Source organism: Chromobacterium haemolyticum, assembly GCF_009936155.1.
GTDB classification, from domain to species: domain Bacteria; phylum Pseudomonadota; class Gammaproteobacteria; order Burkholderiales; family Chromobacteriaceae; genus Chromobacterium; species Chromobacterium haemolyticum.
Genome location: NZ_AP019312.1, coordinates 3,642,956 through 3,660,702, shown reverse-complemented (window position 1 = coordinate 3,660,702; position 17,747 = coordinate 3,642,956). Strand labels below are relative to the sequence as shown.

At 57.0% G+C, this 17,747-nt stretch carries 7 protein-coding genes, 2 tRNA genes and 3 rRNA genes; 7 read left to right on the top strand and 5 right to left on the bottom strand.

Translation table 11 applies throughout. The features are described from left to right. Positions 1-365: 365 nt before the first annotated feature. From GYH29_RS16775 to GYH29_RS16750, 6 genes are all read left to right on the top strand, one after another. Positions 366-1,901: ribosomal RNA gene (locus tag GYH29_RS16775) — 16S ribosomal RNA — on the top strand. A gap of 87 nt (positions 1,902-1,988) precedes the next feature. Then, positions 1,989-2,065 (top strand) — tRNA-Ile (locus GYH29_RS16770). Between the two features lie 105 nt (positions 2,066-2,170). Then, a tRNA-Ala gene (locus GYH29_RS16765) sits at positions 2,171-2,246 on the top strand. Between the two features lie 257 nt (positions 2,247-2,503). Further along, positions 2,504-5,391 (top strand): 23S ribosomal RNA (locus tag GYH29_RS16760). 126 nt (positions 5,392-5,517) lie between these two features. Then, a 5S ribosomal RNA gene (rrf, locus tag GYH29_RS16755) occupies positions 5,518-5,632 on the top strand. The 16S, 23S and 5S rRNA genes sit together here with 2 tRNA genes alongside, the layout of an rRNA operon. Before the next feature lie 38 nt (positions 5,633-5,670). Then, on the top strand, positions 5,671-8,097 hold the full coding sequence (locus GYH29_RS16750) for an ATP-binding protein (protein ID WP_161524157.1): 2,427 nt from the start codon (positions 5,671-5,673) through the stop codon (positions 8,095-8,097). A 5-nt stretch (positions 8,098-8,102) separates the two neighbouring features. Here GYH29_RS16750 and GYH29_RS16745 read toward each other — a convergent pair whose 3' ends face one another. The 5 genes from GYH29_RS16745 to GYH29_RS16725 all read right to left on the bottom strand — a co-directional run bounded on the left by GYH29_RS16745 (position 8,103) and on the right by GYH29_RS16725 (position 12,361). Further along, entirely contained in the window at positions 8,103-9,107 is a 1,005-nt protein-coding gene (locus GYH29_RS16745; RefSeq protein ID WP_043594269.1) for a GlxA family transcriptional regulator, read from the bottom strand. A gap of 90 nt (positions 9,108-9,197) precedes the next feature. Beyond that, positions 9,198-9,986 carry an ABC transporter ATP-binding protein gene (locus GYH29_RS16740; protein WP_043594267.1) on the bottom strand — a complete coding sequence of 263 codons (789 nt, stop codon included), beginning with the start codon at positions 9,984-9,986 and terminating at the stop codon, positions 9,198-9,200. A 27-nt stretch (positions 9,987-10,013) separates the two neighbouring features. Next, positions 10,014-10,745, bottom strand: a complete 732-nt coding sequence (locus GYH29_RS16735) for an ABC transporter permease (protein WP_043594264.1) — start codon at positions 10,743-10,745, stop codon at positions 10,014-10,016. After that, positions 10,742-11,431, bottom strand: a complete 690-nt coding sequence (locus GYH29_RS16730) for an ABC transporter permease (protein WP_019101150.1) — start codon at positions 11,429-11,431, stop codon at positions 10,742-10,744. Before GYH29_RS16730 ends, GYH29_RS16735 begins: the two co-directional genes overlap by 4 nt. Before the next feature lie 165 nt (positions 11,432-11,596). Continuing rightward, entirely contained in the window at positions 11,597-12,361 is a 765-nt protein-coding gene (locus GYH29_RS16725) for an ABC transporter substrate-binding protein (RefSeq protein ID WP_019101151.1), read from the bottom strand. A 515-nt stretch (positions 12,362-12,876) separates the two neighbouring features. Between GYH29_RS16725 and GYH29_RS16720 the strand changes: the two genes are divergently transcribed. Continuing rightward, a complete protein-coding gene (locus tag GYH29_RS16720; protein ID WP_043594262.1) occupies positions 12,877-17,688 on the top strand; it encodes an NAD-glutamate dehydrogenase in 4,812 nt (1,603 codons plus the stop codon). Positions 17,689-17,747: the final 59 nt, after the last annotated feature.

The window sequence follows — 17,747 nt, the reverse complement described above, 5'->3', positions numbered from 1 at the left end:
TAGGGAGCAACGGGCCGGCGTTTCGCCGGCCCGTTTTTTATGGATAGTCGGGTCATGGGGCGGGAGTTGGCAAATACCCTTTATGGATATTCATTGCCGCATCAAGGGTTTGCCCGGCCTGGCCCGCAGTTGTTGAGGTTTTTGTCGCAAAAGGTGTTGACGAGTTTAGGGGCGTGACGTATAGTTCGCCTCCTCAGCAGACAACGCAGCGACGGAAACGAAACGCAGCAATCTGCACCGATCTTTAACAGAACGAATAACCGATAGGTGTAAGTGCTCGGTCGATGACCAAACACTTGCACTGCAAGACGAGAAATGTCTCGATGTTTCTTTGATCTTGCGTGCCAGAAAATTTGCTTGGAATTGAACTGAAGAGTTTGATCCTGGCTCAGATTGAACGCTGGCGGCATGCTTTACACATGCAAGTCGAACGGTAACAGGGTGCTTGCACCGCTGACGAGTGGCGAACGGGTGAGTAATGCATCGGAATGTACCGTGTAATGGGGGATAGCTCGGCGAAAGCCGGATTAATACCGCATACGCCCTGAGGGGGAAAGTGGGGGACCGTAAGGCCTCACGTTATACGAGCAGCCGATGTCTGATTAGCTAGTTGGTGGGGTAAAGGCTCACCAAGGCTTCGATCAGTAGCGGGTCTGAGAGGATGATCCGCCACACTGGGACTGAGACACGGCCCAGACTCCTACGGGAGGCAGCAGTGGGGAATTTTGGACAATGGGCGCAAGCCTGATCCAGCCATGCCGCGTGTCTGAAGAAGGCCTTCGGGTTGTAAAGGACTTTTGTCCGGGAGCAAATCCCAGTGGTTAATACCTACTGGGGCTGAGAGTACCGGAAGAATAAGCACCGGCTAACTACGTGCCAGCAGCCGCGGTAATACGTAGGGTGCAAGCGTTAATCGGAATTACTGGGCGTAAAGCGTGCGCAGGCGGTTGTGCAAGTCTGATGTGAAAGCCCCGGGCTTAACCTGGGAACGGCATTGGAGACTGCACGACTAGAGTGCGTCAGAGGGGGGTAGAATTCCGCGTGTAGCAGTGAAATGCGTAGAGATGCGGAGGAATACCGATGGCGAAGGCAGCCCCCTGGGATGACACTGACGCTCATGCACGAAAGCGTGGGGAGCAAACAGGATTAGATACCCTGGTAGTCCACGCCCTAAACGATGTCAACTAGCTGTTGGGGGTTTGAATCCTTGGTAGCGAAGCTAACGCGAGAAGTTGACCGCCTGGGGAGTACGGCCGCAAGGTTAAAACTCAAAGGAATTGACGGGGACCCGCACAAGCGGTGGATGATGTGGATTAATTCGATGCAACGCGAAAAACCTTACCTGGTCTTGACATGTAACGAACGCCGCAGAGATGTGGTGGTGCCCGAAAGGGAGCGTTAACACAGGTGCTGCATGGCTGTCGTCAGCTCGTGTCGTGAGATGTTGGGTTAAGTCCCGCAACGAGCGCAACCCTTGCCATTAGTTGCCATCATTAAGTTGGGCACTCTAATGGGACTGCCGGTGACAAACCGGAGGAAGGTGGGGATGACGTCAAGTCCTCATGGCCCTTATGACCAGGGCTTCACACGTCATACAATGGTCGGTACAGAGGGTCGCGAAGCCGCGAGGTGGAGCCAATCTCATAAAACCGATCGTAGTCCGGATCGCACTCTGCAACTCGAGTGCGTGAAGTCGGAATCGCTAGTAATCGCAGATCAGCATGCTGCGGTGAATACGTTCCCGGGTCTTGTACACACCGCCCGTCACACCATGGGAGTGAGTTTCACCAGAAGTGGGTAGGCTAACCGTAAGGAGGCCGCTTACCACGGTGGGATTCATGACTGGGGTGAAGTCGTAACAAGGTAGCCGTAGGGGAACCTGCGGCTGGATCACCTCCTTTCTAGAGAAGGTTGTTGATCGAGTACTTACAGCCTATCGGTTATTTGTAGTTAAGGGCGTGTCAGCCAGCGATGGCTGACCGAGAAATGGGTTTGTAGCTCAGCTGGTTAGAGCACCGTCTTGATAAGGCGGGGGTCGTTGGTTCGAGTCCAACCAGACCCACCAAGAATTTGCGTAGCGATACGTAATTTTTGGCTTAGGCAAGGCGCGAAATAGCGAAATGTACAATTGTACATGAGCTGTTGAGCAACGCTGCATAAGGCAAAAAGAGGGGGATTAGCTCAGTTGGGAGAGCACCTGCTTTGCAAGCAGGGGGTCGTCGGTTCGATCCCGTCATCCTCCACCACAACTCAAACACAAGCGAGTTTGCAAAACAGCTTGGTTGTGTTTGCGTTGTATTTTTAACGCCCGATCTTTAACAAACTGAAGAAGCCGAATATATAAAGACGGCGAGAAGGACGATGGAGTTAACTCTTCATTGGCTGGATCGTCATCTTGGGTATTTGATTGTATCTAGGCTACGTCGCCATATCAAAAGGGGCGGTGTAGTCGTCGCACAAACACAACTTGTTGTTTTAGTGATCCAGGTTACTGAAATGATAGGGTCAAGCGACTAAGTGCATCTGGTGGATGCCTTGGCGATCATAGGCGAAGAAGGACGTGTAAGCCTGCGAAAAGCGCGGGGGAGCTGGCAATAGAGCTTTGATCCCGCGATGTCCGAATGGGGAAACCCCTCCGCAAGGAGATCCCGTGCTGAATACATAGGCACGAGGAGGCGAACGCAGCGAACTGAAACATCTAAGTAGCTGCAGGAAAAGAAATCAACCGAGATTCCGTTAGTAGTGGCGAGCGAACGCGGAAGAGCCTGTACGTGTTATGGATTGTGTTAGTGGAAGGTTCATGGAAAGGACCGCCATAGTGGGTGATAGCCCCGTACACGAAAACACATTCCAAGGACTAGGCGTACGATAAGTAGGGCGGGACACGAGAAATCCTGTCTGAAGATGGGGGGACCATCCTCCAAGGCTAAATACTCATGATCGACCGATAGTGAACCAGTACCGTGAGGGAAAGGCGAAAAGAACCCCGGGAGGGGAGTGAAATAGAACCTGAAACCGGATGCATACAAACAGTGGGAGCGGACTTGTTCCGTGACTGCGTACCTTTTGTATAATGGGTCAGCGACTTACGTTCAGTAGCGAGCTTAACCGAATAGGGGAGGCGTAGGGAAACCGAGTCCGAATAGGGCGTTTTAGTTGCTGGGCGTAGACCCGAAACCGAGTGATCTATCCATGGCCAGGATGAAGGTGCGGTAACACGCACTGGAGGTCCGAACCCACTAGTGTTGCAAAACTAGGGGATGAGCTGTGGATAGGGGTGAAAGGCTAAACAAACTCGGAGATAGCTGGTTCTCCCCGAAAACTATTTAGGTAGTGCCTCATGTATCACTTCCGGGGGTAAAGCACTGTTATGGCTAGGGGGTCATTGCGATTTACCAAACCATGGCAAACTCTGAATACCGGAAAGTGCGAGCATGGGAGACAGACGGTGGGTGCTAACGTCCATCGTCAAGAGGGAAACAACCCAGACCGCCAGCTAAGGTCCCAAATGATCAGTTAAGTGGTAAACGAAGTGGGAAGGCCTAGACAGCCAGGATGTTGGCTTAGAAGCAGCCATCATTTAAAGAAAGCGTAATAGCTCACTGGTCGAGTCGTCCTGCGCGGAAGATGTAACGGGGCTCAAACTGATAACCGAAGCTGCGGATTTGCACGTAAGTGCAGATGGTAGGGGAGCGTTCTGTAGGTCTGAGAAGGTGTCTCGTAAGGGATGCTGGAGATATCAGAAGTGCGAATGCTGACATGAGTAGCGATAAAGCGGGTGAAAAGCCCGCTCGCCGAAAGCCCAAGGTTTCCTACGCAACGTTCATCGGCGTAGGGTGAGTCGGCCCCTAAGGCGAGGCTGAAAAGCGTAGTCGATGGGAAACGGGTTAAAATTCCCGTACTTTTATGCAGTGCGATGTGGGGACGGAGAAGGTTAGGTCATCAGACTGTTGGAATAGTCTGTTTAAGCCGGTAGGCTGGGGAGGTAGGCAAATCCGCCTTCCCTTAAGGCCGAGACGTGATGACGAGGGTCTACGGACCTGAAGTGACTGATACCACGCTTCCAGGAAAAGCCACTAAGCTTCAGCTGCATAAGAACCGTACCGCAAACCGACACAGGTGGGCAGGATGAGAATTCTAAGGCGCTTGAGAGAACTCAGGAGAAGGAACTCGGCAAATTGATACCGTAACTTCGGGAGAAGGTATGCCTCTTAGAGTGAATCCCCCGCGGGAGGAGCTTTGAGAGGTCGCAGAGAATCGGTGGCTGCGACTGTTTAACAAAACACAGCACTGTGCCAACACGAAAGTGGACGTATACGGTGTGACGCCTGCCCGGTGCTGGAAGGTTAAGTGATGGGGTGCAAGCTCTTGATCGAAGCCCCAGTAAACGGCGGCCGTAACTATAACGGTCCTAAGGTAGCGAAATTCCTTGTCGGGTAAGTTCCGACCCGCACGAATGGCGTAACGATGGCCACACTGTCTCCTCCTGAGACTCAGCGAAGTTGAAGTGTTTGTGAAGATGCAATCTCCCCGCTGCTAGACGGAAAGACCCCGTGAACCTTTACTGTAGCTTTGCATTGGACTTTGAACAGACTTGTGTAGGATAGGTGGGAGGCTATGAAGTGGGAACGCTAGTTCTCATGGAGCCGTCCTTGAAATACCACCCTGGTGTGTTTGAGGTTCTAACCTTGGTCCGTGATCCGGATTGGGGACAGTGCATGGTAGGCAGTTTGACTGGGGCGGTCTCCTCCCAAAGTGTAACGGAGGAGTTCGAAGGTTACCTAGGTACGGTCGGAAATCGTGCTGATAGTGCAATGGCAAAAGGTAGCTTAACTGCGAGACCGACAAGTCGAGCAGGTGCGAAAGCAGGACATAGTGATCCGGTGGTTCTGAATGGAAGGGCCATCGCTCAACGGATAAAAGGTACTCCGGGGATAACAGGCTGATACCGCCCAAGAGTTCACATCGACGGCGGTGTTTGGCACCTCGATGTCGGCTCATCACATCCTGGGGCTGTAGCCGGTCCCAAGGGTATGGCTGTTCGCCATTTAAAGTGGTACGTGAGCTGGGTTCAAAACGTCGTGAGACAGTTTGGTCCCTATCTGCAGTGGGCGTTGGAAGTTTGACGGGGGCTGCTCCTAGTACGAGAGGACCGGAGTGGACGCACCTCTGGTGTACCGGTTGTGACGCCAGTCGCATTGCCGGGTAGCTAAGTGCGGAAGAGATAACCGCTGAAAGCATCTAAGCGGGAAACTCGCCTGAAGATGAGACTTCCCTGAGGGCTTGACCCTCCTGAAGAGTCGTTCGAGACCAGGACGTTGATAGGTCGGGTGTGGAAGCGCTGTGAGGCGTTAAGCTAACCGATACTAATTGCTCGTGAGGCTTGATCCTATCATTTGAGTGTCTTGGGTAACCGAGAGACGATGAGATAGTGGTTGTGCGACACAATTGAATACCGAATATATGTGGGTTGATGAAACATCAACTCAGGCTTCTTCTAGTTTGTACCAGTTTATGTCTGGTGGCCATAGCGAGGTGGTCCCACGCCTTCCCATCCCGAACAGGACCGTGAAACGCCTTAGCGCCGATGATAGTGTGGCATTCGCCATGTGAAAGTAGGACACCGCCAGACGCCCGATTGCGAAGCCCAGCTCAGACGAGCTGGGCTTTATGCATTTGTGCCGCCGTTCGGTCGGTGCGATTAAACTTCTTTTCCTGTTCTTCATCCCTTTGGCTTTCTCCTTGATTATTAAGCCATTGTTCTTTTTTGTTCTGGATTTTCACTTATTTTTACTGAAAATTCGTCTAATTACTCAGCAAAACCTATTGGTAATGAATAGAATTCCAGCATCAAGATCGGGAATCGAGGCGGGAATTTTGAGAAATTTCAGGCGGGACGGCGTGCATTTATTTGTATTGGCCTGGGCCCTCTGCGCGTTGTTGGTGACGGTGCTGTGGGGGATGGGAGAGCTGCAGCGTTTGAGGGACGAGTTTGAGTCAGTGGCGCAGCGGGCGCACGCAATGGTGGCGCGCAAGCTGGATCAGAATGAGTCGGTGCTGTCCTCTGTAGACGCGCTGATGGCGGCTAGCCGGCCGTTTGAGGCGTCCGAGTTGTCTACTTTTGTGCGTGAATTATTGCCTCACTATCCGCAGCTTCATTCCTTTATTTTTTTTCAAAGCGTGCCTTTGGCGGAGCGGTCGCTCTTTTTGCGTCAGATGAGCGGAAAATTCGGTGAAACTTTTTACATTCGCGATTTCGATGTGGCGGGAAGCCGTGCGTGGCGACCGGCCGTCGTGCGTTCGCAGTCATTAGTGATTTCAATGTTGGAGCCCGATCGGCCAGAGGCCGGCCCGATGTTTGGCTACGATATTTTGGGTGATGCCTATTTCCGACCGGCATTGAGCAGGGCTTTGGAGACAGGGCAGCGGGTGGCTAGCGGGGCTTTCGAGTTGCACGAGGGGGGAGGGCGGGCTTATTTCTTGTTCCAGCCCTTATTCGAAGATAGGGAGAAGACGCTGGGCAAGTTGGTGGGCGTGGCGGGCTTGGTTGTATTTTGCGATCGCCTGTTGCAGGCGCAGGCCTTGGAGAGTTTGCTGCCCGGATTGGATTTGGCCTTGTACCAGGAGGGCGCCGTTGCGCCTAGGGCACCGCTGTTCCAACGTCTGCATGCTTCATCCGAGCGTGATTGGTGGCCAGTGTTGCGTCGCCTGGAGGCTAGACTCCCGCTTTCAAGCGTGGCGCAGTCTTTTGTGCTGAGTGTGGCCAGAGATGTCAGGGTAACGGATTTGGCGCTGTTACCGTGGTTGTGGCAGCAGTCGTTGTTGTTGGCTTTTTTCGTGTTCGCTGGTTTGGTTCACTTGCAACGCATGGCTTTACGACATGAACGTCAGCAATCGGACGAGGCGATCTTTCTTCAAAGCGAGCGGGCATCCGTTACGCTGAGCGCGATTCACGATGGTGTGATTATTTTGCGCCAGGATCATGCAATCGAACTGGCTAACCCGATGGCTTTGGAACTAATGGGGATGGCGGTGGACGAGGTGGTTGGCCGGGTTTGTCACGAGGTGTTCCATTTACAGGCCGAATTAGCCGCGGAGTTGGCGGAGGACCCAATCCGCGAGTGTTTCCGGACCGCCCAACCGGTGGTGTTGGCGGAGCGGATGCAGCTGACGTCGGCGAGAGGACTGATTCGTTCGGTTGAAGGGGGTGTGTCGCCGCTGTTCTCTCGAGAGGGCGGTTTGATCGGCGTTGTGTGCGCTTTACGCGATCTGGGGCCCTTGCGGCAGCGAACGGTGGCGGCGTTGGAGGCCAGCGAGAGCAAGGTTAAAGAGCATTTGGAGAAACTATCTCATGTTGCCAGGTTGCATACGATGGGTGAAATGGCGTCCGGCATCGCGCACGAGCTGAACCAGCCATTGACGGCGATCGCTAACTATTGCCAGGCCAGTATCCAGTTGTTGGAGGGAGTGGAGGAGGCTCCGTCCCAGGTGAATGCCGCGCTGCGGTTGGCAGTGGCGCAAGCGGAACGGGCCGGGGAGATCATCAAGCGCCTGCGCGCCTTGGTTAGCAAGCGGGCGATTGAGACGCGGCTGATCGACTTGAATCAGGTGGTTGGCAATTGTATGTTCCTGGCCGAGTACGACCTGAAGGAGCGGGGCATCGAGGTCGTGCAGTTGTTGTCGGGCTATCCTGTCGCCGTGTTGGCCGATAGCATACAGTTGGAGCAGGTGGTGCTGAACCTGCTATCGAACGCAATGGACGCATTGCGCGATGAGCCAATGATGAAGCGCCATGTGATCGTGCATACCCGGCGTGAAGGCAAGAAGGCGATTCTTGAGGTGCGCGATACCGGGCGCGGCATCACGCCGAACTCGTTGGAAGTGTTGTTTCACCCATTCTTTTCGACCAAACCGAACGGTATGGGGCTTGGGTTGTCGATCTGCCAGACGATTGTGGAGCAGTATGGTGGCTTGATCTCGGCGGAGAACATTCCTGCCAGCGGCGCTTGCTTTCGGATTGAGTTGCCGCTGTCGCGACAGGGCGAGCCGGAGCGTTCTTCTGTGCCGTCGCCGGATGGCTGCGGGGCGGGCGTCTGAGTGGCCTAGTTTTTGGCGGCAGGGACCGCGGTTTGAGTGCGGTGCGAGCGTTCCTCGCGCGGGGTGATGCCGAAATGATTGCGGTAGGTGCTGGAGAAGTGGGGGCCGCTGGAGAAGCCGCAGGCAAGGCCGATCTGCACGATGGATTTGCTGGTTTGCTGCAGCAATTGGCGCGCTCGACTCAATCGCAGTTCCAGATAGTATTTGGACGGCACCGTGCTCAGGTATTGCTTGAACAGGCGCTCCAGCTGGCGGCGGGAGACGCCAACATAGTAAGCGATGTCGTCGGTGCTGAGCGGCTCTTCTATATTGGCCTCCATCAGGCTGACCGCCTCGGTCAGCTTTGGTTGGCTGCCGCCGATGCGAGTGGCCAGTGGAATGCGTTGGCGCTCATTGCCGGGACGGATGCGTTCCATGCTGAATAATTCTGACAGCTGAGCGACAAACTCGTGGCCGTGCTGATTGCCGACCAGGGTCAGCATGAAGTCGAAGGTGGCCGCCCCGCCTGCGCAACTGAGGCGTTTGCCGTCGATCTCAAACAGATTGGACGAGGTGATGACGTCCGGGAACTCTTCCGTGAAACGGCTGATCTCGCGCCAGTGCGTGGTGGCACGCAGGCCATTGAAGTGCCCGGTGCGGGCCAGCCAGTAGCTGCCGCAGCCTATGCCGCCCAGTTGGATTTTATCCGGGCCGCAGGCGGTAAGCCCTTTGCTCAAGGCGTCCAGGCTGAAGTCCGGATTGATGTCGTCCGCCAGGACCAGCAGGCAGTCCAGCTTGGGGGCGCCGTCCAGGGGCAGGTCCACAGCTAACCGCGTGCCGTTGGAGAGCGGCACAGCTTGTCCATCCAGGGAGAGCAGCAGGGTTTCGTAGAGCTTTTTCTCCGCCAGCCAATTGGCGTGCAGCAGGACCTCGGAGGCGATGGCGTAATCGGCCATTGAGGCATGGGGCAAGAGCAGAAAGCCGTAGCGCAGTGGCAGTGGCTTGGCGGGGTGGGACGGATGCTGACCCATTGGTTTTCGCGGCGAAGGATGGAGATTACAAAAACACACCATGCCGGGCATGAGGCCGGCATGGTGTGCGACATTTTTCTATTGTACGATTTATTTCAGGCTGCCGGAGAGGAATTGTACCAATCGTTCGCTCTGCGGGCGGACCAACACTTCCTTGGGGTGGCCTTGCTCTTCTATCTTGCCTTGGTGCAGGAAAATGACGTGGTTGGATACTTCGCGGGCGAAGCCCATTTCGTGGGTGACAACCACCATGGTGCGGCCTTCGCCGGCCAGGTCCTTCATGACCCGCAGCACTTCGCCAACCAGTTCCGGGTCCAGCGCAGAGGTGGGTTCGTCGAACAGCATGACTTCCGGTTCCATCGCCAGCGCGCGGGCGATGGCGACGCGCTGCTGCTGTCCGCCGGACATGTGGGCCGGGTATTTGTCTTCGACGCCGCGCAGGCCCACCTTCTCCAGATATTTGCGCGCGCGGGCGCAGGCTTCGTCACGGCTGAGCCCCAATACGTGGATAGGCGCTTCGACGATGTTTTCCAGCACGGTCATATGCGCCCATAAGTTGAAGTGCTGGAACACCATGGCTAACTTGGTGCGGATGCGGGCCAATTGCTGGGCGTCGGCGGCCTTGAGCGCGCCGGTTTTCCGGTCTGAGACCAGCTTCAGCTCTTCGCCGGCGGCGAGGATGCGGCCGCTGTTCGGTTGCTCCAGCATATTGATGCAACGCAGAAAGGTGCTCTTGCCTGAGCCGGAGGAGCCGATGATGCTGATGACGTCGCCGGCGTGAGCGGTCAGCGATACGCCTTTCAGCACCTCGTGAGAGCCGTAGCTCTTATGCAGGTCGCTGACTTGCAGCTTCAGATTCTTATCGGTGGGTGTGTGCATGATGATGTTCCTGTATCGCTATCCGCATTAGTGCTTGCGTGGCGCCAGATAGGCCAGCCAGCGTTTTTCCGCCTGCTTCATCAACCAGACCAGCAGGAAGGTGAGCGCAAGGTAAATGGCGCCTGCGGTGAGGAAGGGCTCGAAGGCCATGTAGCTGTCCGCGTAGATGCGGCGGGCTACGCCGGTGATGTCCGCCAGCGTGACCAAGCCGGCGATTGCGGTGCTTTGCAGCATCATGATGACTTCGTTGCTGTAGGCGGGTAGCGCGCGGCGCAGCGCCGAGGGCAGCACGATGCGGCGCATCATCAGCCATTTGCTCATGCCCATGGCTTGGGCGGCTTCGATCTCGCCCCAGTGGGTGTTTCTGATCTGGCCGGCGATGATTTCCGTGGTGTAGGCCGCGGTGTTCAGAGTGAAGGCGAGGATGGCGCAGAAATAGGCCTCCTGCAGGTAGTTCCAGGCCCAACTGTCGCGGACCCAGCCGAATTGGGCCAGGCCGTAGTAGATGATGAATAGCTGCACCAAGAGCGGCGTGCCGCGGAAAACGTAGCCATAGACGCGGACAGCGCCGGATGCCAGCCGGTTTTTGGAGACTTGCATCAGCGCCATCGGCACGGCCATCGCCATGCCCAAGGCTAGGGAGATGAACAGCAGTTCCAGCGTCATCAGCAGGCCGTCGCGGGTGCTCATGACGGCGTGGCCGTCGCCGCCGCCGAAAAAGGCGGGCAGTTTATCCAGAATCAGTTGGAAATCGATCACAGTCCGCTCTCCTTGACGCCCAGCGAATAGCGTTTTTCCAGTTTGCCCAGCAATAGGTTGGAAACGCCGGTGATCGCCAGGAACAGAAGGCCCACGATCAGATAGACGGTGAAGGGTTCCTGAGTGGTGGATTTGGCCGCATCGGCGCGGTACATCACGTCGTTGAGACCGATGACCGAAACCAGAGCGGTGGATTTGACCAGCACCAGCCAGTTATTGGAGAAACTGGGCAGGGCGAAGCGGACCATTTGCGGCACGGTAATGCGGAAGAAGACGCGCAGCGGCGTCATGCCGTAGGCCATGCCGGCCTCCATTTGACCTTTGGGCACCGCCATCATTGCGCCGCGGAAGGTTTCTGTCATATAGGCGCCGAAGATGAAGCCCAGAGTCAGCACGCCGGCGACGAAGGGATCAATGTTGGGGCTTTCCCAGCCCATGCGGCCGCAAAAATCATTGATCATCATCTGGACGCCGAAGAACAGCAGAAACATCCAGACAAGGTCGGGTACGCCCCGGACCACAGTGGAATAGAGCTCCGCCAGCCAGACCAGTAGTTTGGAATGGGCGGACTTGAACAACGCGCCAATCAGGCCCAGCACGATGGATACGAGCAGTGCTGAGCCGGCCAGCTGCAATGTGAGCACCGCTCCTTGCAATATGCTGGGAAGGTAACCTTGCAAAAACATGGTGTTACTGCCTCATTCATCAGCCTTGCGCGCAAGGCCGGTCCTTGCTCGGCCTACCAAAGTGGGGCCGAACAAAAAAGTCCCGGCTTGAGCGTGGAGCGGGCGGCAGCAAGCCGCCCAGCGCCTTAGGGCGCTCGGCCGGGACGGGTGCGATAGCTGAGGGGATTAGCCGCCGTAGACGTCGAAGCTGAAGTACTTGTCCTGGACTTTCTTGTAGCTGCCGTCCTTGCGCACCTGGTCTATCGCTTTGTTCAGGCGATCGGCCAGCGCTTTGTTGCCTTTCTTGACGGCGATGCCCGCGCCCAGGCCGAAGTATTTGACGTCGGCGTAGTTCGGGCCGACAAAGGCGTAGCCCTTGCCGTTGGCGGTTTTCAGAAACTCCTGGTCGCCGACGGCGCCGTCGACGAATACAGCGTCAACGCGGCCGGACTTCAGGTCCAGGAAAGATTCGGGCGACTTGGCGTACGGTACGATGGTGGCGCCGGATTTACCCCAGTAGTCCTTGGCGAACTTCTCTTGGGTGGACGCGCGCAGCACGCCGATTTTCTTGCCCTTGAAGCTGTTCTGATCGACGGCGGTGCCGGACTTGGCCACGATGCGGCTGGCGATGTTGTAGTACTTGCGGCTGAAGTCGACGGCTTTCTTGCGTTCCTCTGTGATCTGCATCGAGGACAGGATGGCGTCGAATTTGTTGGCGTTGAGGGCGGGAATCAGACCGTCCCAGTCTTGCGGAACGATTTGACAGCTGACTTTCATGGCGGCGCAAAGGGCATTGGCCATGTCGATGTCGAAACCTTGCGGCTTGCCATCGGCGCCTTGTTTGGAGAACGGCGGGTAGTTGAGGTCAACCCCAAAACGCAGTGTCTCTGCTTGGACGGAAAAACCGGACAGCAGAGCTGCCGCTGCGGAGGCGATCAGGACTTTTTTCATGGCGTGGATTTCTACTTCTCTATCGGGTGTTCGCGTCGTTTGGTTGGACGCAAACCCAAGCTTGTAAACCCGGCGCTTGGAACGAGGCTGCTCACGGTGTCTCGCCCAAGCCGGAACCATTGTAGTTATTTCTACTTTTGCCAGTAGTTGGCCGCAGCTTGCAACGGTTATCCGCCGTGCGCAAGATGGGGCCATTGTCTGGCAATCGGTGTGAGCAAGTGTTCGTATTTTAACCGATATTCTTGCTTGATGGGAAATTCCAAAAAAATCAATGGGTTATATTTCTTTTTTGGACTTGTGTACAATGTGAGCCTGGGAGAGAAATTTGTAAGCCGCCGTCGCATTGCTATAAGGCTAAAAGTGGCGTCCGCCACGATTTATTCTTGCGGCATCAGGCGGGGGCGAGCAAGCTTTTCCATGAAAATGTACGTCCACGTCGCATTAAGGAAATCCCGGCATGATGGGGGTATCTACAATGCCTCGACACACTCCGTGCACACAACAAGAGAAGCAACATGTCGCTTACCAATAAGACCGAACTCGCGAGCCTGATCGCCGATATTCAGGCCGTAGCAGAGACCAAGCTTTCTGAAAAGGAGAAACACCAGCTCGAGCCTTTCTTCCCGATCTACTTCGAAGAAGCCGAGCACGCCGACCTTAGACAGTTCTCATCGCTGGACTTGTTCGGCGCCGCGTCGGCGCATTACGCGTTTGGCGCCAAGCGTTTGAGCGGTCAGAACAAGGCTCGCATTTACAACCCCGATTTCGAGCGCGACGGTTGGCAAAGCACCCATACCGTGATTGAAGTGGTCAACGACGATATGCCGTTCCTGATCGACTCCATCACCATGCTGCTGTCGCGCCATAGCCTGAACCTGCACTTGCTGGTGCACCCGGTCCTGTCGGTGGGGAGAGACAAGAACGGTGTGATCCAAGAGGTCAAACGCACCGAGGACCGCAGCCTGCCGCTGGAATCCTTCATCCACGTGCAGATTGATCGCGTGACCGACACGGCCATCCTCAAGCAGCTGGAGTCCGAGCTGAATCGTGTGCTTTCGGATATCCGCCTGGTGGTAAGCGACGAACCGACAATGCGCGAAGTGTTGGCCGATATCAGCAAAGACCTATCCCTGGTCAAAGGCAAGCGCGCGGCGGAAGCCAAGGAAGCGGTGGACTTCCTGGCCTGGATGTCCAAGCGCAACTTCCTGTTCATGGGTTATTGCGATTACGATCTGGTGCGCCGCAACGGTAAAGACAGCCTGAAGATCGTGAAAACGTCCGGCCTGGGCATTTTGAAAGACCAGGGCGACAAAGAATATTCCGCCAGCTTTGAACAGCTGCCTCAGGAGCTGCGCGAGCTGGCTCACCTGCCGCAGTTGATCATTCTGAACAAGTCTCAGACCCGCTCCATCATCCACCGCCCGGCTTATATCGACTTTGTCGGCATCAAGCGTTTCAACGACAAGGGTGAAGTGATCGGCGAACGCCGTTTCCTGGGTCTGTACACTGCCAGCGCCTATCAGGACTCGCCCAAGGATGTGCCCATCCTGCGCCAGAAAGTGGCGACAGTGATCCGCAATTGCGACTACGTGGACGACAGCTATAAGTCCAAGACCTTGAACTTTGTGCTGGAGGCTTATCCGCGCGACGAGCTGTTCGAAATTCCAGCCGAAGTGCTGGGGCCGATCTCCGAGGGCATCGTCAGCCTGCAGGAGCGTCCGCGCGTGCGTCTGTTCGTGCGCAAGGATCGCTACCATCGCTATGTCAGTTGCCTGGTGTACGTGCCGCGCGACAGCTTCAACACCGAAGTGCGCCTGAAGATCGAAAAAGTGTTGATGAACGCTTTCAACGGCACCAGCGCCGAGTTCAGCGTACAGATCAGCGACGGCTCGCTGGCTCGCGTGCATTACATCATCCGTACCAACGCCGCCAAGTTGCCGGAATTCCACGAGGCCGACATCGAGGCTGAAATCGCCCGTTTGGTGCGCGGCTGGGTGGAGGAACTGCATCAACTGCTGGTGGAGACCCACGGCGAGGAACTGGGCAACGCCTTGTTCAACCGCTACAAGGGCGCGTTCCCGGTGGCTTATCGCGAAGAGTTCGCGGTGCGCAACGCGGTGCTGGACATCCAGCATATCGAATCGGTCAACGCCGATTCCCCGTTGGCGATGAAGCTGTACCGGCCGTTCCATCGCGGCGCTTCGGCATTCAATCTGAAGCTGTTCCGTGAAGGCGAGGCGCTGGGCCTGTCGGCCAGTCTGCCGATTTTGGAGAATATGGGCGTTAAGGTCCGCGACGAGCATCCGTACTGCGTGCAGCGCGCCGACGGCCGTCAGGTGTGGATAAGCGATTTCGGCCTGGATGTGGGGTCTGCGGAAGAGCAGATTGCAAGCGAAGAAGTGCAGCTGGACTTCCAGGAGCTGTTGACCCAGGTATTCGCCAAGCGTTGCGAGAACGACGGCTTCAACCGTTTGGCGCTGGTGGCCGGGTTGGACTGGCGTGAAATTTCGCTGGTGCGGGCCTTGGCCAAGTACCTGCGTCAGGGCGGTTTGACCTTCAGCCAGGCTTACATTGAGCAGTGCGTGGCTAATTATCCGGCTATCACCCGTCTGCTGGTCGAACTGTTCGCCGTGCGTCTGGATCCGACGCATGCCGACGACGCGCGCGCCGACGCCTTGCTGGCCAAGCTGCGCGAGCAACTGGACGGCGTGGCCAACCTGGATGAAGACCGCATCCTGAACGGTTTCCTGTCCGTGATCCTGGCCACCCGTCGGACCAACTTCTGGCAGAAGGGCGCTGACGGCGAGTTCAAGTCCTACATCTCGTTCAAGCTTGAGTCCAATCTGATTCCCTTCCTGCCGCAACCGCGCCCGATGTTCGAAATCTGGGTGTACAGCCCACGCGTGGAGGGCGTGCATTTGCGCGGCTCCAAAGTGGCGCGCGGCGGTTTGCGCTGGTCTGATCGCATGGAAGACTTCCGCACCGAGGTGCTGGGCCTGGTGAAGGCGCAGATGGTGAAGAACTCGGTGATCGTGCCAATGGGCTCCAAGGGCGGCTTCGTCGGCAAGCAGTTGCCGGCGCCTAGCGACCGCGAAGCCTTCCTGGCCGAAGGCGTCGCCTGCTACAAGATCTTTATTTCCGCGCTGCTGGACGTCACCGACAATCTGGTGAATGGCCAGATCGTGCCTCCGGCGGATGTGCGCCGTCTGGATCCGGACGATCCGTATCTGGTCGTGGCGGCCGACAAGGGCACGGCTACGTTCTCCGACATCGCCAACGGTATTTCCGCCGATTATGGCTTCTGGCTGGGCGACGCCTTCGCTTCCGGCGGTTCCGCTGGCTACGACCACAAGGGCATGGGCATTACCGCCCGCGGCGCCTGGGAATCGGTCAAGCGCCATTTCCGCCACCTGGGCATCAACACCCAGGAGCAGGACTTCAGCGTGATCGGCATCGGCGACATGGCCGGCGACGTGTTTGGCAACGGCATGCTGTTGTCCGAGCACATCTGCCTGAAAGCGGCGTTCAACCACCTGCACATCTTCCTGGACCCGACGCCCGATGCGGCCAAGAGCTACGCCGAGCGCGCGCGCTTGTTCAAATTGCCGCGTTCCAGCTGGACCGATTACAACCGTGAGCTGATCTCCAAGGGCGGCGGCATCTTCGAGCGCTCTGCCAAGTCCATCCCCTTGTCGCCTGAAGTGAAGGCCTGGCTGGAAACGGACAAGGACAGCATGGCGCCGAACGAGCTGATCCACGAGATCCTCAAGGCCAAGATTGATCTGCTGTACAACGGCGGCATCGGCACCTACGTCAAGGCGTCTAGTCAAAGCCACGCCGACGCGCGCGATCGCGCCAATGATCCGGTGCGCGTGGACGGCCGCGATTTGCAAGCCCGGGTGGTGGCCGAAGGCGGCAACCTGACGTGCACTCAGCTGGGACGCGTCGAGTTCGCGCTGAACGGCGGGCGCATTGCCACCGATGCCATCGATAACTCCGCCGGCGTGGATTGCTCCGACCACGAGGTCAACATCAAGATTCTGCTGGGCGGCGTAATGCAGGCCGGGGATATGACCTTGAAGCAGCGCAATCAGCTGCTGGCGGAAATGACCGACGAGGTGGCGCAGCTGGTGTTGCGCAACAATATCCAGCAGACCCAGATTCTGGCGATCAAGCGCCAGGAGGCTGCCGCGATGCTGACTACCCATGCGCGCATGATCGCGCACATGGAAAAAACCGGCGAGCTGAACCGCGAGATCGAGTACCTGCCGTCTGAAACCCAGATTAATGAGCGACGTTTGGCCCGTCAGGGTCTGACGGTGCCGGAAATCGCGGTGCTGTTGTCCTATAGCAAGATTTCACTGGATCAGGCGATTTTGGCCACCGATGTGCCGGACGACGCGGACTTCCTGTCGATTCTGACCCATTACTTCCCGAAACCGCTGCAGCAGCGTTTTGGCGCGCAGATGCAGCAGCATCAGCTGAAGCGCGAGATCATCGCCAACCAGTTGGCCAACCAGATCATCAACCGCATGGGCACCACTTTTGTGTTCCGCATGCAGGAAGAGTCTCCGTTCTCCGCCGGCGACATCGCCCGTGCCTGGTGGATTGCCAGCCGCGTGTTCGACGCCGAGCGCCTGTGGAGCGAGATCGAAGCTTTGGACAACAAGGTGCCGGCGGATCGTCAGGTGGAGATGATGGTGCTGGTGCGCACGCTGGTGGAGCGCGTGACGCGCTGGGTGCTGCGTAATAAGCGTCCGTTCGCCTCGGTGAACGCGGTGATCGAACAGTACGCCGCCAAGGTGCAGGCCCTGTTGGCGCAGCTGCCCCAGTTGATCGCTTCCGGCGGTTACCCGGCGGTGGCGGCGCTGGAAGAACGTCTAAGCCAGCCGGGCATGCCGCAGCCGCTGGCGCAAGTATTGGCGCGACTGGAGTTTGCCGTGCCGCTGATGGATATCATCGAAATCAGCGAAGGCAGCAAACTGCCGCTGGAGCTTTTGGCCAAGAACTACTACCAGTTGGGTCACGCGATGCAGTTGGATTGGCTGCGCGATGCGATCACCAGCCTGCCGCGCGACAATCGCTGGCAGTCGCTGGCGCGTTCCGCGCTGCGCGACGATCTGTACCGCGTGCATCGCAATCTGGTGGGGCAGGCGCTGCAGGACGCCGCTGGCGTGGAGACCTTTGCGCAACAGTGGATGGAGAAGCGCCACCAGCAGGTGGAGGTTTGCGCGCAGATGTTCGCGGAACTGCAGTCGTTCAGCGTGTTGGATTTGGCCATGTTGTCGGCTGGCATGCGCGAGCTGAGCAACCATCTGCTGTCGTAAGCGGCCTGCGGATCGCGTCAATTGAAAACCGGCTCCTTGGCGCCGGTTTTTTTACGCCA